We start from the raw sequence: 15476 nt of genomic DNA, 5'->3' as shown, positions 1-15476 counted from the left end.
ATTACCCCTTTCTGCTGCGAACGAGTGCCATTCCGCTGACCACCTGCAGGAAGCTGTAAATACCCGCTTTTACGGTTGGAGATGAAGCAGGGTCTTTGGTGGGGTCCAGGCAGACAAAATCGATATATTTCAAGGAGGGATGGCTGCCGATTTCAAGCAGGGCTTCAAACAATTCCTGTGTTGACATGCCGCCTGGGGTAGAAGCGGGGACCCCTGGAGCAAATCCGATATCCAGCACGTCCATATCAATTGTTATATACGTGCGGTCGGTTTTTTGGCTCAGCTCATTTAACGCAGCACGGACAGTTTGGACGATCCCATTTTGTCTCGCTTTTTTTAATGAGATCATATTGACGCCATGCTTTTTTCCGTAAGCCACCAGGTCAGGTGCATTGAAGTAGCCATGAAGTCCAATCGTATAGATATTGCTTCCTTTGACGATTCCCCCTTCAATCAGCTGGCGCATAGGTGTGCCATTAGAGGGGCCATTTTCTTTTGGATCCCGTAAATCCAAATGCGTATCCAGCTGCAGAATGCCGATGGTTTTATCCGGGTGTATTTTTTTCAGGCCACGAACCGTGCATGCAGTGACAGAATGATCTCCTCCAATTCCAGCGAAGACCGAGTGCTGAAACTCGGAAAAAACAGCTTGAGCTGCCTGTTCAATTCTGCGGTGGCTTTCGACGATATCAGTGCCATGCATCTTTACATTTCCTGTGTCAAGAATGGTTAAAAAAGACAAATCGATCTCTTCATCTAGGTTGTACGTTGAAAATCCCTTCCAGCCTTTGCGGAAAGCTTCAGCATACTCCGATGCTCCGGAAACGGAGATAGAAGAACGCGATAAGGGAAGTCCGAGAATGACAACGTCAGGGTTTTCCCCCTGCCAGTCATCCATTCCTTTTATCCACTGATGAAGCCTTCCGTCAAAGGACCCCTCTTTTCGCCAGCTCCACTCCGGCTGCTCTACACCTGCCTTCATTACTCTTTGTTTAGCATCCATTACACTACCCGGACCCCCTTTTTCCAGACCGCCTCTGCATGATTGACGCCAAAAGCGTATTGAAGCATTTGATAGCTTGGGACATTCCACATAACGAGATCTGCTTGTTTTCCTTCTTCAATTTTACCCGCCCGCTCTCCTTCTCCGATCGCATAGGCTGCGTTAACGGTTGCTGCACACAAGGCTTCAGCCGGTGTCATGCGCATTAAAATACAGGCAAGATTCATCACAAGAGGCATGCTTACAGTCGGAGAAGAGCCCGGGTTGCAGTCGGTTGAAATCGCCACTGCTACACCTTGTTCTATCATCTTTCTGGCGTTCGCTGCTTCCTCTCTTAAATAAAGAGCTGTGGCAGGAAGAAGGCAGGCTATTGTTCCTTTTTCCGCCATTTCCTGTATCCCTGCTTCGGAAGCTTTCAGCAGATGCTCAGCTGAAATGGCCCCCACCCTTGCTGCCAGTTCGGCTCCCCCATAAGGTTCTATTTCATCTGCATGAACTTTCGGAACAAGGCCAAAGCGTTTTCCTGCTTCTAAAATGCGCTCTGACTGACTTGGGGTGAAAACATTCTTTTCGCAAAACACGTCGTTAAAGCGGGCAAGGCCTTCTTTTGCCACGATCGGAATCATCGTTTCTATCAGGAGATTGACATAGGCTTCTTCCTGTCCTTTATATTCATTTGGGACAGCATGTGCCCCCATAAATGTAGAAATCAGGTCAATTGGATGGTCGGAATGTAATTTTTTCATTACTCTTAGCTGCTTCAGCTCTGTCTCTGTATTTAACCCATAGCCGCTTTTTCCCTCGAGAGTAGTGACACCATGCTTTAAAAAGGAGTTCAGCCGGGCATATGCCTGCTCAAACAGTTCTTCCTCCGCGGCGTCTCTCGTCATCCTCGACGTCGCATGAATGCCTCCTCCTGCATTCATAATTTCCATATAGCTTGCTCCCTCAAGACGCCTCTCAAACTCTGCTTCTCTCGTCCCTCCAAAAACCAGATGGGTATGTGGATCAACGAGTCCAGGAGTGACAAGCTTTCCTGAGGCGTCCACTGCTTCTGCCTCTTGTACACGGTCCTTTAATTCACGCTCAAGTTGTGGGGTGGTTCCAGTCCGGATCACTTTTCCAGACTCCATCCATACACTCCCGTTTTCAATGATGCCAAGCCTGCTCATCCCGCTTCCTGTCCGGGGTCCTTTTAGTCCGGGTTCCATTGTTATAAGCTGTGAGGCATGTTTAATCCAAATCGGTTTCATGACCGAACTCCCCCTTTTGACTTACTCTTTATCAAGCATTGGGATATCTATGTTTTGCTCCCGTGCTTTTTGTTTAGCAAGCTCGTATCCTGCATCTGCGTGTCTGACAATTCCCATCCCCGGGTCTGTTGTTAACACCCGCTCCAGCCTCAATTCCGCTTCAGGCGTTCCATCAGCCACAATCACCATTCCAGCATGAATCGAATACCCCATCCCGACTCCCCCGCCGTGATGAACGGACACCCATGTGGCACCGCCCACGGCATTGATCATGGCATTTAAAATGGGCCAGTCTGCCACTGCGTCTGAACCATCCATCATCGATTCGGTTTCACGGTTCGGCGAAGCGACAGAGCCGCTGTCGAGATGATCCCGCCCGATCACGACAGGTGCTTTCAGCTCCCCGTTTTTCACCATGTCGTTTATTATTTTTCCGAAACGGGCACGTTCACCGTAGCCCAGCCAGCAGATGCGTGACGGCAGTCCCTGAAATTGAATTTTTTCTCTGGCCATTCCAATCCAGTTGCAAAGATGTTTGTTATCCGCAAATTCTTTCAGGATAACTTCATCAGTTTTATAGATGTCCTCGGGTTCTCCGGATAAAGCCACCCAGCGAAACGGTCCTTTTCCTTCACAAAACTGAGGTCTGATATAAGCAGGAACGAAACCCGGAAAGCTGAAGGCATGCTCGACGCCTTCATCCTTTGCCACCTGGCGGATGTTGTTGCCGTAGTCGAATGTGACAGCACCCATTTGCTGAAGCTTAAGCATCGCTTCCACATGCTTTGCCATGGAAGCTTTTGCTTTTAAGATGAGTGCCTCCGGATTATTTTCGCGCAGTTCCTTTCCTTCCTGAAGACTCATTCCGTGCGGCAGATAGCCGTTAAGCGGATCATGAGCTGAGGTTTGATCGGTTAAGACATCCGGTACAAATGATTGTTCAGCCATGAGCGGAAGCAGTTCCGCGGCATTGCCGATTAATCCGATGGACAGAGCTTTCCTTTCTTTTTTTGCCTCTTTTGCCTGTTTAATAGCTTCCTCAAGAGAATGGGTTTTCGTATCCAGATAACCGGTGGCAAGCCGTCTGTCTGCACGAGACTCATCTACCTCGATCGCGATGCAGACCCCGCCGCACATCGTCACTGCAAGCGGCTGTGCGCCTCCCATGCCCCCAAGTCCTGCAGTTACTGTTATTGTTCCTGCTAGCGACCCGTTGAAATGCTGTCTTCCCACCTCTGCAAATGTTTCATATGTGCCCTGCACAATGCCCTGAGAACCAATGTAAATCCAGCTTCCTGCCGTCATTTGCCCGTACATCATAAGCCCCTTTTGATCCAGCTCATGAAAGGTTTTCCAATTGGCATAGGCGGGAACAAGATTGGAGTTTGCAAGCAGCACGCGCGGCGCATTTTCATGAGATTTAAAAACCGCGATTGGTTTGCCGGACTGCACAAGAAGGGTTTCGTCATTTTCAAGCTTTTTCAGGGAGTCAACAATCGCATAATACGCAGGCCAATTTCTGGCTGCCTTGCCGATTCCGCCATACACGACAAGATCTTCGGGACGCTCTGCCACATCAGGGTCGAGATTATTCATCAGCATGCGAAGGGCCGCTTCCTGCTGCCACCCCTTTGTCTCCAGTTTAGTCCCGTGAGCAGCTTTAATTATTTTTGTATGCGCTTTCATTTATATCCTCCTTTATGGCTATGATTCTACTTTTACTTAATTATACACAAAACGAAGCTTAATATTTTAATAAATAGTAAAAATATTCCTTTAGTTCTCTACTATAGGAGTTTGGCAGTATGGTAAAGGATTGGAGGGCTAAATGTATTAGAAGTTGCGTTTTAAACAGCGGACAGAGAGGTTCAGCCCATAAAGAATAGCCTGAGACAAATGTGTCTCAGGCTATATGACCGGTTCGGTTCGCTGCGCTTCATGCGGACACTTTCCGCAGGGGCGGCGCTGAGCCGATCCCACAGACAGTATCGTAGATATGGCCATCATTTATTCTACAAATCTCAATAAATCTCCATAAATGATTTCATCGGACAGTCCAAGCTCTTCCCGCACGATTTCTTCTGTCGGTGCACAGCGAGCGGCATCCACCATTTCTTCTTTTTCCAGGCTGTAGCATCGTTTATCTTTTAGCAGATATTTGTCTGTAATAAAATCTCCATTTCGGAAGATAACCGGATGATCATTGCTTCTTATGAACAAATTCTGTCCGAGTGATGGAACTTCAGATTGAATGCCCATTAAATGCAGCAGAGTTGGACGAATATCAATCTCCCCGCCATTATGAGCAAAGGTCTTTCCTTCCTGTCCCGGAACATGGATAATCAACGGAATTTTCTTCAGCTTCATCCGATTCAGCGAGCTGGTTTCCATATCAAGCAAGTCCATAACACCATGATCATATTTTTCAGAAATTCCGTAGTGGTCTCCATATAAAACAAAAATCGTATTTTCATAAAGCCCTTTTTCTTTCAACTGCTCAAATAAAAGCCTGATGGCCTCATCCTGGTAGCGAATGGTTGTAATGTAACGGTTCACAACCCCTTCTTCGGTTTCTGCTTCCTCAATGAACTGATCTTCTTCCTCGAGTAAAAACGGAAAATGATTGGTCAAGGTAATAAACCTCGCATAATAGGGCTGCGGCAGTTCCTCCAAATGGGAGATGGACTGTTTAAAAAACGGCATATCTTTTATCCCATAATTTACTGAGTTTTCTTCTGTTACATCGTAGGCCTCTTTTGAGTAAAAGTGATTATAGCCAAGGGACTCGTACATATTTTCTCTGTTCCAAAACGTTGGATCATTGCCATGAAACACAGCAGAATAATAATCTCCTTCTTCTTTAAAAATATGAGGCAGGCCAATAAATTTGTTCTCTGTCTTTCTTACAAACACGGCGCCGCTCTCCATTGGGTAAAGACCAGTGTCGATCATAAATTCTGAATCTGAGGTTTTTCCCTGTGCCGTTTGATCATAGATCGATGAAAAATAGTAGCTTTCTTCCACTAAACGATTTAAAAAGGGGGTTAATTCTTCTCCATTTACTTTCTGGTTGATCACAAACTCTTGAGTAGATTCCATGCTGACCAGCACAACATTTTTTCCTTTTGCAATGCCAAATGAATCAGCCTCGGTATCTGAGGCCTGGGTGTATTCAATGACCTTTGCAGTGTCATTGGATTCGGCTAAAAGATAGTAGAATGAAGAAGTTGCTGCCACTCCGATATCAAATGCATGATACTGAAATGGGCCAATGTTTTTTACCATTTGCTCGCGATTATATGATTCTGCAAAAAGATGCGGAGCGTTCAGCAGGCCGATGCCAATAGTAAGCAGCATAAGAGAAATCCCCGTGATTAAGTAATTGCGCTTTGCTCTTTTAACGGGTTTTAGAGAGGGCAGCTTTTTACGGAACACCAGAAAGCCAATCAGCAAAAGATCCGCAAATAACAGCAAATCCCACCAGCTTAACAGCTCAAGTGTACTCGGTCCCAGCCCCCCTACATTGCTGAATTGAAAAAGAATAGGTACGGTGACAAAATCTGTGTAAAACCGGTAATAAAGTAGATCCCCATAAAGCAAACCTGTTATAAGAAACATTATTCCAATTAATGGATATAGCTTAACATTTTTACTCCAGTAAAAGCTTAATCCGATCAACAGCATTAACGGACCGATAGGATTAAGCACGATAAGAAGCGCATCGAGAATTGTCTGCACTCTTAATTGAAAGCCGATAAAGGAAAGAGCCAGTGTTTTTATCCATAAACAGCTGATGGCAATCCATACATACGAATTTTTCAGCATGGACTAAATCCGATCTTATTTAGAAATGACGTGTATGTTTCTTTGACCAGTACAGCTTTTTTTATGCATTCCTCTTCCGGATGATCCCCCATGAGAGCCAGCTGCACCCAATTTCGCTCAAGAAGATAAGAGCTTTCATAGCTGATTAACACACCTTTTTCTTTACATGCATCCCCGAAACTCCTGCTTGAAATTTCTTCCGGCAAAGCCATCGTGATAATGCCCGGGGAATAAGATTCGTCTCCAAGAGGCAGCAGCGAGCTCTCAGAAAATAAAGTCCGCAGACTGCTGGAGAGCTTTTGCGTTTGAACAGAATTTATCTCATTAAGAGCCTCTGCTAAAGCGACTATCAGGTTGGATGAGTGAGTAAAGGCGATGCCTCCGTTTTCTGCGTATAATCCTAAATCCAAGTATCTGGGAATGGCAGGATTGGGCTGAACCTCTTCCCGGTGAAAAATGATGGCTAGACCCGGATAGGAACCAAAGCCTTTTCCGCTGACTGCTGACGCAAACAGAATATCTGTCAAATCAAGTGGAGCTACGCCAGCTGAACTGCAGGCATCCAGACATAGCTCCACATCATATTCCTGACACAGCGCCTTGAGTGCAGGCAGGTTATATAAATACCCCGTCGACGTTTCACAGTGAACCGTCCACAGCCACTTAATAGACGGGTCTGAGGTTAAGTAATTTCTGATTTCGTTAAGATTTGCTGCTTCATTCCACTCTTTTTGCAATAATGTATATGACAGCCCAAATCGTGAGGCGTGATCAATCAGCCGCTCTCCAAATTCCCCATTTGATAAAATGAGCCCTTTCCCTTTTAAGCCTTTTAATTGACCCGCAACCACATCATTTGCCAGCGTTCCGGTTCCAACAAGAATTTGTACGCCAGCGGCTCCGGTCAATTTGAGCAGTTTTTCCTTCAGCCTCGTCATGTGAAGGGTGAAGTCAAAGGCCCGATGAGACAGAGGCGGTTGAGAAAACGCCTGCTTAACTTTGGAGGAAAGCTGGACTGGCCCCGGCAGAAATGAATACATGGATGAAGGCTGCTTTCGCACCATGAGACGCTGAAATGCTTTGGTTGAAGAAGAGAAGCTCTCTCTGGTTAAATACATCGGCTGAAATTGGGCTCCTTCTTCTCCCACCAGACTGCCAAATGGGATAAAGCCAATTCTTTTATACAGCTTTAGCTGACGGACTGTCCCTGAAATCAACGCTACTGTGTACTGTTTTTCCAGGCAATAACTCACCAGTCTGTCCACTAATTTATAAAAGGTCTGCGTACTTCTCCATTGTTTTTTTACAGACAAAAGCCTTACTTCACAAGGTACAGCACCTTCAGGCAGATACTTATCCAGGTCTTCAAGCTTTTGATCCAGTGAAAATGGACGTCTGCCGCGCACGGCAATCATCCCGACCACTTCCATCCCCTGCTTGGCAATGACGTATGTATTTTCATCATGAAATTTATCAACAAGCTCTCTGAGAGAATTTTTTTCATGCTGCGGAATTTCTTCCACGAAGGTTTGATAATTTAACTGATGAATTTGCTGCAGCTCTTCTTTTTCCGTTGCCATTTTATACGTTAACGAATTCATATTTAACCCTCCAAAACGTCTGAAAACCAGGACCATTATTTATGATGTACTGCTGCTAAAAACGCAAATACCACGGTAAAACTCACAAAATATAAAAGGGAATTTTCTAAAATGGTTAAAGTAACCGGTATGGTTAAAATAGATAGAAAACCAGCAAGTGTGTAACGGTGGAGGATCGCATAAAGCACTCCCATCGTTCCTCCCATAATCAAAATGGAATATGGATTTATAAATAAAGCCGCAGCAAGATAAACGACAATCCCTTTTCCGCCCCGAAAACCCAACTGCAGCGGATACAGGTGGCCGATGATTAAAAAAAGAAAGGATACAATGAGCGCTGCCTCACTTCCGTCTGTCCAAAATGACGTTATGGCCAGGGCAATCCAAACCTTTCCCGCATCAACCGCAATTGTAAGCAAAAACCCTTTTTTGCCAAGCACTCTTCCTGCATTCGTCGCACCTGCATTTCCGCTTTCCAGTTGACGGATATCTTTTCCAAGAAAAAGTTTTACGAGGTAATAAGCACCTGTTACTCCGCCAATAAGGTAGGAATATAAAGCAACGACAATAAACTCCACGGCTTCTGTGTGCATAATCCACCCCTGAATGTTTTTAATATGTAAAAATATCATATTAGAAAAATCATACTCAATTTTCTTATATTACGAAAACAACTAGTTTTACCTTATCATATTATTCCAATTAATTGGATTCATTCAATGAATATTTCCCAGATATCCGTTTCAGAAAGTATAAGAAAATCAGCTCACCTAAAAGAAGAGACACGTTTCAGTGCATAAAAAAACAGACGGCTGCGCTGCCCCGTCTGCTTCCTTCTAAACTTGATTTTTCAAGCCGTATTCAAACTTATCCTTTACCTGCTTGAAAAGAGGGATAAAGTTTCATTCCGCCATCCACAAATAATGTTGTTCCGGTTACATAGCTCGCTTGATCAGAAGCCAGGAATGCTGCAATTGAAGACACTTGCTCCGGTTCACCGATTTTTTTCATCGGAATCATCGACAGAACTTCTTCACGCTGCTTCGGATCATCGAATTTTTCTTTATTAATTGGTGTATTAATCGCACCAGGTGCAATATTATTCACCCGTATTCCTTTTCCCGCATATTCAAGCGCCAGCGTCTGAGACAGCATATTCATCCCGCCCTTGCTCGCTGCATAGTGTGCAAAGTGCGGCCATGGAACGATTTCATGGACACTAGACATATTGATGACAGAGCCTTGAATTTTGTGTTCAAGCATGTACGCAATCGCCTTTGTCGACCCTAAAAATGTTCCAGTTAGATTCACCGAAATCACTTTATTCCATTCGTTGAGCGTCATCTCGTGGGAAGGAATTTCATTTTGCATGCCAGCATTATTCATCATAACCTGAAGAGAACCGAAGTGATCATGTGCGGCTTGGATTAAACGGTCGATATCCTCCTCAGCGGAAACATCCCCCTGAACAGCGACTGCCTTTCCTCCTGCTTTTTCAATCTCTTTTGCTACCTGGTTTGCTTCTTCCTCTTTATTTAAATAGTTTACAATGACATTCATTTTTTCTTCACCAAACCTGAGCGCAATCGCTTTGCCTAAGCCTGATGAAGCGCCTGTGACGATTGCTGTTTTACCATTCAACTCATTGTACATGTTCTTCTCCGCCTCCTATTCTTTAGTAAAGCCCAGCATGACTCCGCCAATAATGATTAAGATAGAGCCGATTACAACAAACACCAATTGCTTTTTTGTTTTCTTCTCTCCAAGCAGAAAAATTCCGCCAAGCGTTGAAATAATAATGCCGGTTTGCGATAACGAGAAGCTGGTAGCAGTTCCTACTCTTGGAATCGACAGAAGCAAGGCAAGATTTCCTGTCGCCCACATTAAGCCGGGAATGATGTTGCGGATGGTGTACTTGTTAAAGGGCTTATGTTTAACGCTTAAGAGTATCGCCCCTGTCACCATCCCAACTGACTGAGGCAAGATAGCGGTCCAGCCGTCGATGTTGAACCACCGGATGATCACCACATATCCCACATAACCGACAGTCGAAATCAAAAGCAAAGGAATCCCCTTTTTCAGCGGGCTGCCTTCTTTGTTTTCTTCCCCGTCTTTTTCCTGGTAAGACGTTAACACAACACCAAGACAAATCAGGACCAGGGCGGAAATACCGATAATCAGTTTCATTGTTGTAGACCATTCACCAAAAGCGAGCACGCCAAAGAGTGAGGTTCCCACAAGCTGAAGACCCGTTGAAATTGGCAGGGTTTTGGATACACCTAAATGGGTAACCGTTCTGAACTGATTCGTCTGACCGAGCGCCCACAGCAGCCCTGAAATAAAACTGACGATCACAGCTGTCAACGTAAACTCGGGAGAAATAAAGAAAATAGCAGCAATCGAAAAAATCAAGGCGCCAAATGTAGTTCCGACCACCTGACTGTAAGGACCTCCGCCTAATTTTGTACTTACAAGCAAAATACTTCCCCACATTACAGCAGGGATTAAAGCAATTAAAATATCCACGTTCATACCGCCTTTCATTCCCTATATTTTGCCCCCAAGAGGTTCAAATAAACCTCCCATATTTTTAGGAAATAAAAAAAGAGCCTGGGACAAAAGTGTCTCAAGCCCGCTCAACGATTCACTTCTCTTCATGCGGACGCTTTTTGCAGGGACGGCACTGAGGCTTTTTTAGGGCGTTGTCCTGTAAGGTCTCAAGCAATCGTCCTATCCTGCTTACGCCATCTTCCGCTCCGCTCACTTCACATTTCAGGGTATATACTTCCCCAATTTCTTTTAATTCTATTCCCAGCCTCTTTTCATGAAGTTCATCGCCCAGCAGGTAGGAGCATTGTCAGCTGAACAACCATTAAACTTATAAAAGGCCGGAAGGAACCGTTTTGAATTTTCGTAAGACCTGTTCCAGTAAATCCTTGCTGCAGCCCGTTTTCTCATGAATTCTTTTTGCCCACTCTTCTATTGATACAGCAGGCGAATCATGATGCAGTCCTTCAGTTGAACTTATAAAGCTTTGCCATTTATCGAACTCCCAATGAGCCTTTTCTTCTTTATAAGGAATTCTGCATTCCACTAGCGGATACAAATTGAGGTAATTTTGTGAACGTTCAGCTGCTTTTTCAAAATCATGTTTACTGACTGGCTGAAAATCGTAAGTCTGCATAGAAAATCGACCGTTTGGCCTGTGATAATAAACCTCCAGACTTGATTGTTGCGGCTTAAGCTGAACATCTGCTCCCGGGAAAAAACCGGTTAGTTTTTCTTCACTGAACTCTTCATCCCCTGCGTCTGTTAAGATGGGTAGCAGCCACTGATCTCCCAAATCGCATAAAAAACGCCTGCCGTTTTCATCTATAGCCATTACTGCAGCATGCGCGTCTTCTGTATGTATGTCATGACCAACAGGATAGGCTTCAATTCCGTCGTGTTTAAACTCGTTCAATAACCAAATCGCCAGGTCAAAGCAATTTCCAGAAACACCAAACTGATCCCTTTGTTCTTTCATTTGAGAAACGGATCGCTGCTGAAACGGTTTATCAGGATGATAATTCCATCGTTTTGTGACCGTTTCCATTGCAAAGCGATCGAATTTGTTCCACGTACGTAGAATAGAAGCAGGAGGAAGCATGTCATCACCTCAATGTTTGATGAGGTTAATTTTACATGACTATTCCGAATCCTGGAAGTGTGTTAAATAACAAATAGCTCTATTGAAGGCAGCAAAAAGCTTTATTTTTCGCAGACAAGGGATTAATCCCCTTAATAATTTGGCTGTGTTCAGTTTGTCATATGTTAGAGCGGCCTGCTTTTCTGGCGCCACTGCGCTCACTGCATACTCATGATATAGTTCGCCTCATTTTGAACTTTTTTCTGTTATGTCCCAGCTTCTTTAATCGGTTAGGAATACTAATACGCCAGCTTCATTTACCCTATTTTCCTCTGCAATCAAATTTTAATATAGATGACTTCTAAATCACGTGTAGCCTTTTTTAAAAAGGGTATATATGGTTATAAACAGGAGGGATTATCTATGACTGAAAATATACAATTATATCCGTTTGAAGATGATGGTTCTATACCGAATAATCAACAGTTGTCGGTCATTGTTTACGAGGGTGTATTCAAGGAAAATCCTGACGAAATTGAAAAAACATTTAATGAGCATAATTGGAAAAACAGCTGGGTTGGCGGAGTTCACGACTACCACCACTATCACAGTAATACCCACGAAGTACTCGGGGTGCAATCGGGCTCGGCCATGATTCAGATTGGCGGTGCAGAAGGCAAAATGATCGAGGTGCACGCAGGAGATGTGATGGTGCTGCCTGCAGGAACAGGCCATCGAAATATGAAATCGAGCGAAGATTTCCGTATTGTAGGCGCTTATCCTGAAGGTGCTGAGTACAATTTACGGACTGGCGAACCTGGGGAACGTCCTGAGGTGCTGGAGGAGATCTGGCATGTTTCAATTCCGGATACGGATCCCGTATATGGAAAAGAAGGTCCTCTCCTATCGAACTGGCATGTGGCAAGATAATACCTTTTTTAAAGAGGTTGGACAAAACTCAAAAAAGTTTATAAAACGAGAAAAATAGTAAGAGGTGAGTGCAGCGGAAGACGGCGGCTCCAGCAGGATATGACGATTGCATGAGACTTTGCAGGGCAACGCCCTTGAAAGCCCCGGCGCCGTTCCTGCGGAAACGGCAGCGAACCGCTTAAAAAGGCTGAGACACTTTTGTCCCAGCCTTTTTAAAATGATAGTATCTTCTTTTTTATTGGAACTATACGGCAGCATTGATATTCAAACCGTACAGCCCTAATTTCACAATTTGTCTATTTTCTCAGTCTCTCTTAGATGCTTGTTCCTTTATACATCCTTCCTATTTAGGTTAAAATAAAGACAGAACAGGAGTGGACGCATGATTAGAAAATTAATGCTTGTTGTGGTTTTAGTTGCTGCTGTGTTCCTGTCAAGGCCTTTATGGGAAGAAAAGGTTTCTCCCTATGTGGATGTTTCGTTCATGGACACAATTTCTGACCAGGTAATGTCAGTGATCTATACGCCGGCCGTTTCAGATGCAATAGATTCATTTCAGGATACCATTACGTCAATGGTGATTGATATAGATGCTGCGATTCAGCAAGCCCCCAGACTGGAACCTGCTGAATCGAGAGAAAAAGTAGAAAAGCCGGATCTCTCCCCTCCTACTGAGGAAATGTTCTCCATTTATAATGTAAAAATCGGGGATGCCAGACAAGATGTTGAACAGGAGATTGGAGAACCCCAACGTCAAACAACAAACGAATATGGAACTGAATGGTTTGCCTATCATGAAAATTTTGGAAACTTTTTGATGGTATCCTACAATGAAAAAGAACTTGTCAATGGACTGTTTACGAATCAGGACCTGGTCGCTTCCTCCGTTGATCTTACACTGGAAAGCTCTCGTGAGGAGGTTACAGCAGAACTCGGAGAACCTCTGACTTCCATGAGAAAAGGGCTGGTTCGCTACCAAATCCAAAATGATGGAGAATACGATGTGTTTGAGGTGGATGATTCATACGCTACCGTATTTTATGATAAGCATGAAGATCAGACGGTAACCGCTATCCAAATCATTCATCAAAGTCTGGAAGAGGACAGGGAAGACATTTATACCGCTCCTTCTGATTCCTTAAAAGAAGGGTTTGAATACCAGCTTTTTGATTTAACCAATGCAGCACGGGTTCACCACGGTCTGATGCCTTTAGTATGGGATGATCAAGCACGCGAAACTGCACGCAAGCACAGTGCAGACATGGCGGACAATGCCTATTTTGACCATACAAATCTTGATGGGCAATCTCCGTTTGACCGCATGGAGGAAGACGGAATAAGCTACACAACGGCTGGTGAAAACCTGGCTTATGGCCAGTTCAGTTCAGTTTTTGCCCACGAAGGCCTCATGAATTCCCTGGGCCACCGTGAAAACATCTTAAAAAGTGATTTTGGCTATCTTGGAATAGGTGTCGCATTTAATGGTGAAAATCAGCCTTACTATACGCAAAACTATTTTAATAATTAAACTCAAAACCCCCGCTGTTATTTATCTTGAGCGGGGTTTTTTTTATGTACTTATGAATTTAAAATTTTGTTATTTTGCTCTCAGACTGATCTAAAATTCGTCCTTTTTCGTTTTCTTTAAAAAGGAATTGCTTTGTTTGCACTGGAGTGAAAAATATTGACCAATTATTGCACAAAAAAAGAAGCGTTAGAAGCGATGTACGACGAACATAATCTCCTTTTATGGAAAATAGTCTACGGAAACCTGCAGGACGAACAGCATGCTGAACAAATCATTACACGCGTTTACAAGGATATATGGGAATGCGATCAGGTCCTATTATCGAAAGAAAGACAGCTTATAATGATCTTGCGGTTTTGCAAAAACCGGCTTGATCAAGCCTAAGTAAAAAAAGCCTGGAACAAAAGCGTCTTAGGTATTTTCATCCAGGGACGGCGCTGAGCCTTCTTGGGCCTTGCCCGGCGAGGTCTCAGCTTGCCGTCATCTCCTGCTGGAGTCGCCACCTTCCGCTCCGATCACCTCATACTTTTGATAAATACTTCCTGATTTTTCAACCTTTTTTTCGAATTTTGTCTCAATCTTTTTAACCAGTTCATTTGAACTCCCTTAAGGTAAACGATTTCCATATGGGTGAAAATTTTTCAATTACCGGTCATTATAAAGAGCCCTATTCAATTATTTCACTGATTTTCTTACTACCAGCTCAGTTGACAGCTTGTAATACTCATTGACTTCAACGCCTGCCAGCTGCTGCAAAATTAAATGCATCGCCAGTGCTCCAGCTTCATACTTTGGCTGTTTGATCGTTGTTAAAGGCGGTGACATGAATTCAGATAGCTGAATGTCATCAAAGCCGATAATAGAGATGTCTTTTGGGATGTGGATCTTATTTTCTTTAAATGCCTGCATTCCTCCGATTGCCATTTCATCGTTGGCAAAGAAGACCGCATCTGGCAGGGTTCCCTGCGCAATCAGCATTTTGGTTGCCCGGTACCCGCCTTCACGGGTAAAATCTCCATGCATTCTCCACTTTGGCTTTGGCTCTAAATGATGCTCATTTAACGCCGTTATGTAGCCGTTATAGCGTCTTTCACTATCGTGAGATCCTATGGGGCCGCTGATAAAAGCAATTTCTTTAGAACCCTGCTGAATCAAATGCTCTGTAGCCACATATCCCCCATGAAAATTATCCACTTCTACTTGAACGACATGGTCTATGTTTACATGCCGGTCGAGAACGATAATCGGAAAGCCTTTTCTTGCAGATTCGGCAATGACTTCGTCTGATATATTATGAGCAAGGATGATTGCGGCATCCACCCTTTTTTCCTTTAGAAATTTCACAGCAGTGGATTGCGGTCCGCCCTGGGAGCTGCAGGCGATCAGGTCATATCCGTGGGCGGTCGTCACTTCCTGAACTCCTTTTGTTAATTCCGAATAATAGGGCCCCGCTAAATCACTCAGAATCAAGGCAATCGTATTGGTTTTTGTCCGTTTCAGATCAGATGCGAAACCATTTTTTTGATAGTTTAATTCCCTTGCAGCTTCCACTACTTTTTTTCTCGTTGCCTGGCTTATTTTCGGACTGTTGTTTAACGCATACGAAACAGTAGAAATTGCTACTCCTGCGAGCTTGGCCACATCTTTAATCGTTGCTGCCACAGCTTTATCCTCCATTCGTTCCTCTTCTTCACTGGCAGAGTCTTTT

13 protein-coding genes are annotated in these 15476 nt (G+C 44.1%); 3 read left to right on the top strand and 10 right to left on the bottom strand.

What is annotated here, in order from left to right; genetic code table 11:
- Position 1: 1 nt before the first annotated feature.
- The 9 genes from ACQCT8_RS08420 to ACQCT8_RS08380 form a co-directional block, all read right to left on the bottom strand.
- Entirely contained in the window at positions 2 to 1003 is a 1002-nt protein-coding gene (locus tag ACQCT8_RS08420) for an agmatinase family protein (protein WP_426870116.1), read from the bottom strand.
- Positions 1003 to 2256, bottom strand: a complete 1254-nt coding sequence (gene hutI / locus ACQCT8_RS08415) for an imidazolonepropionase (RefSeq protein ID WP_426870115.1) — start codon at positions 2254 to 2256, stop codon at positions 1003 to 1005. Before hutI ends, ACQCT8_RS08420 begins: the two co-directional genes overlap by 1 nt.
- Positions 2257 to 2277: 21 nt before the next feature.
- Positions 2278 to 3942 (bottom strand): urocanate hydratase, encoded by a 1665-nt coding sequence (gene hutU, locus ACQCT8_RS08410; protein ID WP_426870114.1) that lies wholly within the window; start codon positions 3940 to 3942, stop codon positions 2278 to 2280.
- A 321-nt stretch (positions 3943 to 4263) separates the two neighbouring features.
- Complete coding sequence (locus ACQCT8_RS08405) at positions 4264 to 6081, bottom strand: LTA synthase family protein (RefSeq protein ID WP_426870113.1); 1818 nt, start codon at positions 6079 to 6081, stop codon at positions 4264 to 4266.
- Entirely contained in the window at positions 6075 to 7682 is a 1608-nt protein-coding gene (locus ACQCT8_RS08400) for a GNAT family N-acetyltransferase (RefSeq protein WP_426870112.1), read from the bottom strand. Before ACQCT8_RS08400 ends, ACQCT8_RS08405 begins: the two co-directional genes overlap by 7 nt.
- A 35-nt stretch (positions 7683 to 7717) precedes the next feature.
- Positions 7718 to 8275 carry a glycerol-3-phosphate acyltransferase gene (locus ACQCT8_RS08395; RefSeq protein WP_426870111.1) on the bottom strand — a complete coding sequence of 186 codons (558 nt, stop codon included), beginning with the start codon at positions 8273 to 8275 and terminating at the stop codon, positions 7718 to 7720.
- Positions 8276 to 8549: 274 nt separating this feature from the next.
- The gene (locus ACQCT8_RS08390) at positions 8550 to 9335 is read right to left on the bottom strand and encodes a glucose-1-dehydrogenase (RefSeq protein WP_426870110.1); all 786 of its coding nucleotides are present in this window, start codon (positions 9333 to 9335) and stop codon (positions 8550 to 8552) included.
- Positions 9336 to 9350: 15 nt separating this feature from the next.
- Positions 9351 to 10208: a GRP family sugar transporter gene (locus ACQCT8_RS08385; protein WP_426870109.1), complete on the bottom strand. Its 858-nt coding sequence runs from the start codon at positions 10206 to 10208 to the stop codon at positions 9351 to 9353.
- A gap of 352 nt (positions 10209 to 10560) precedes the next feature.
- Complete coding sequence (locus tag ACQCT8_RS08380; protein ID WP_426870108.1) at positions 10561 to 11331, bottom strand: hypothetical protein; 771 nt, start codon at positions 11329 to 11331, stop codon at positions 10561 to 10563.
- A 402-nt stretch (positions 11332 to 11733) separates the two neighbouring features.
- On the opposite strand from ACQCT8_RS08380, the gene ACQCT8_RS08375 reads away from it, so the two are divergent.
- The 3 genes from ACQCT8_RS08375 to ACQCT8_RS08365 all read left to right on the top strand — a co-directional run bounded on the left by ACQCT8_RS08375 (position 11734) and on the right by ACQCT8_RS08365 (position 14152).
- On the top strand, positions 11734 to 12240 hold the full coding sequence (locus tag ACQCT8_RS08375; protein ID WP_426870107.1) for a cupin domain-containing protein: 507 nt from the start codon (positions 11734 to 11736) through the stop codon (positions 12238 to 12240).
- A 382-nt stretch (positions 12241 to 12622) separates the two neighbouring features.
- Positions 12623 to 13768, top strand: a complete 1146-nt coding sequence (locus ACQCT8_RS08370) for a CAP domain-containing protein (RefSeq protein ID WP_426870106.1) — start codon at positions 12623 to 12625, stop codon at positions 13766 to 13768.
- A gap of 156 nt (positions 13769 to 13924) precedes the next feature.
- On the top strand, positions 13925 to 14152 hold the full coding sequence (locus tag ACQCT8_RS08365; RefSeq protein ID WP_426870105.1) for a hypothetical protein: 228 nt from the start codon (positions 13925 to 13927) through the stop codon (positions 14150 to 14152).
- A gap of 291 nt (positions 14153 to 14443) precedes the next feature.
- Here ACQCT8_RS08365 and ACQCT8_RS08360 read toward each other — a convergent pair whose 3' ends face one another.
- Positions 14444 to 15445 carry a LacI family DNA-binding transcriptional regulator gene (locus ACQCT8_RS08360; protein ID WP_426870104.1) on the bottom strand — a complete coding sequence of 334 codons (1002 nt, stop codon included), beginning with the start codon at positions 15443 to 15445 and terminating at the stop codon, positions 14444 to 14446.
- Between the last annotated feature and the right edge of the window lie 31 nt (positions 15446 to 15476).

It is taken from the genome of Jeotgalibacillus proteolyticus, assembly GCF_050107735.1.
In the GTDB taxonomy this organism is placed as follows: Bacteria; Bacillota; Bacilli; order Bacillales; family Jeotgalibacillaceae; genus Jeotgalibacillus; species Jeotgalibacillus proteolyticus_A.
The sequence above is the reverse complement of the archived record's forward strand: the minus strand, read 5'-3'. Positions and strand labels throughout refer to the sequence as shown.

Coding starts and splice junctions, on each gene's coding strand:
- ACQCT8_RS08370 (WP_426870106.1), top strand. CDS start 12,623: ATGATTAGAAAATTAATGCTTGTTGTGGTTTTAGTTGCTGCTGTGTTC.
- ACQCT8_RS08375 (WP_426870107.1), top strand. CDS start 11,734: ATGACTGAAAATATACAATTATATCCGTTTGAAGATGATGGTTCTATA.
- ACQCT8_RS08400 (WP_426870112.1), bottom strand. CDS start 7,682: ATGAATTCGTTAACGTATAAAATGGCAACGGAAAAAGAAGAGCTGCAG.
- ACQCT8_RS08360 (WP_426870104.1), bottom strand. CDS start 15,445: ATGGAGGATAAAGCTGTGGCAGCAACGATTAAAGATGTGGCCAAGCTC.
- ACQCT8_RS08395 (WP_426870111.1), bottom strand. CDS start 8,275: ATGCACACAGAAGCCGTGGAGTTTATTGTCGTTGCTTTATATTCCTAC.
- ACQCT8_RS08420 (WP_426870116.1), bottom strand. CDS start 1,003: ATGGATGCTAAACAAAGAGTAATGAAGGCAGGTGTAGAGCAGCCGGAG.
- hutU (WP_426870114.1), bottom strand. CDS start 3,942: ATGAAAGCGCATACAAAAATAATTAAAGCTGCTCACGGGACTAAACTG.
- ACQCT8_RS08380 (WP_426870108.1), bottom strand. CDS start 11,331: ATGCTTCCTCCTGCTTCTATTCTACGTACGTGGAACAAATTCGATCGC.
- ACQCT8_RS08390 (WP_426870110.1), bottom strand. CDS start 9,335: ATGTACAATGAGTTGAATGGTAAAACAGCAATCGTCACAGGCGCTTCA.
- ACQCT8_RS08405 (WP_426870113.1), bottom strand. CDS start 6,081: ATGCTGAAAAATTCGTATGTATGGATTGCCATCAGCTGTTTATGGATA.
- hutI (WP_426870115.1), bottom strand. CDS start 2,256: ATGAAACCGATTTGGATTAAACATGCCTCACAGCTTATAACAATGGAA.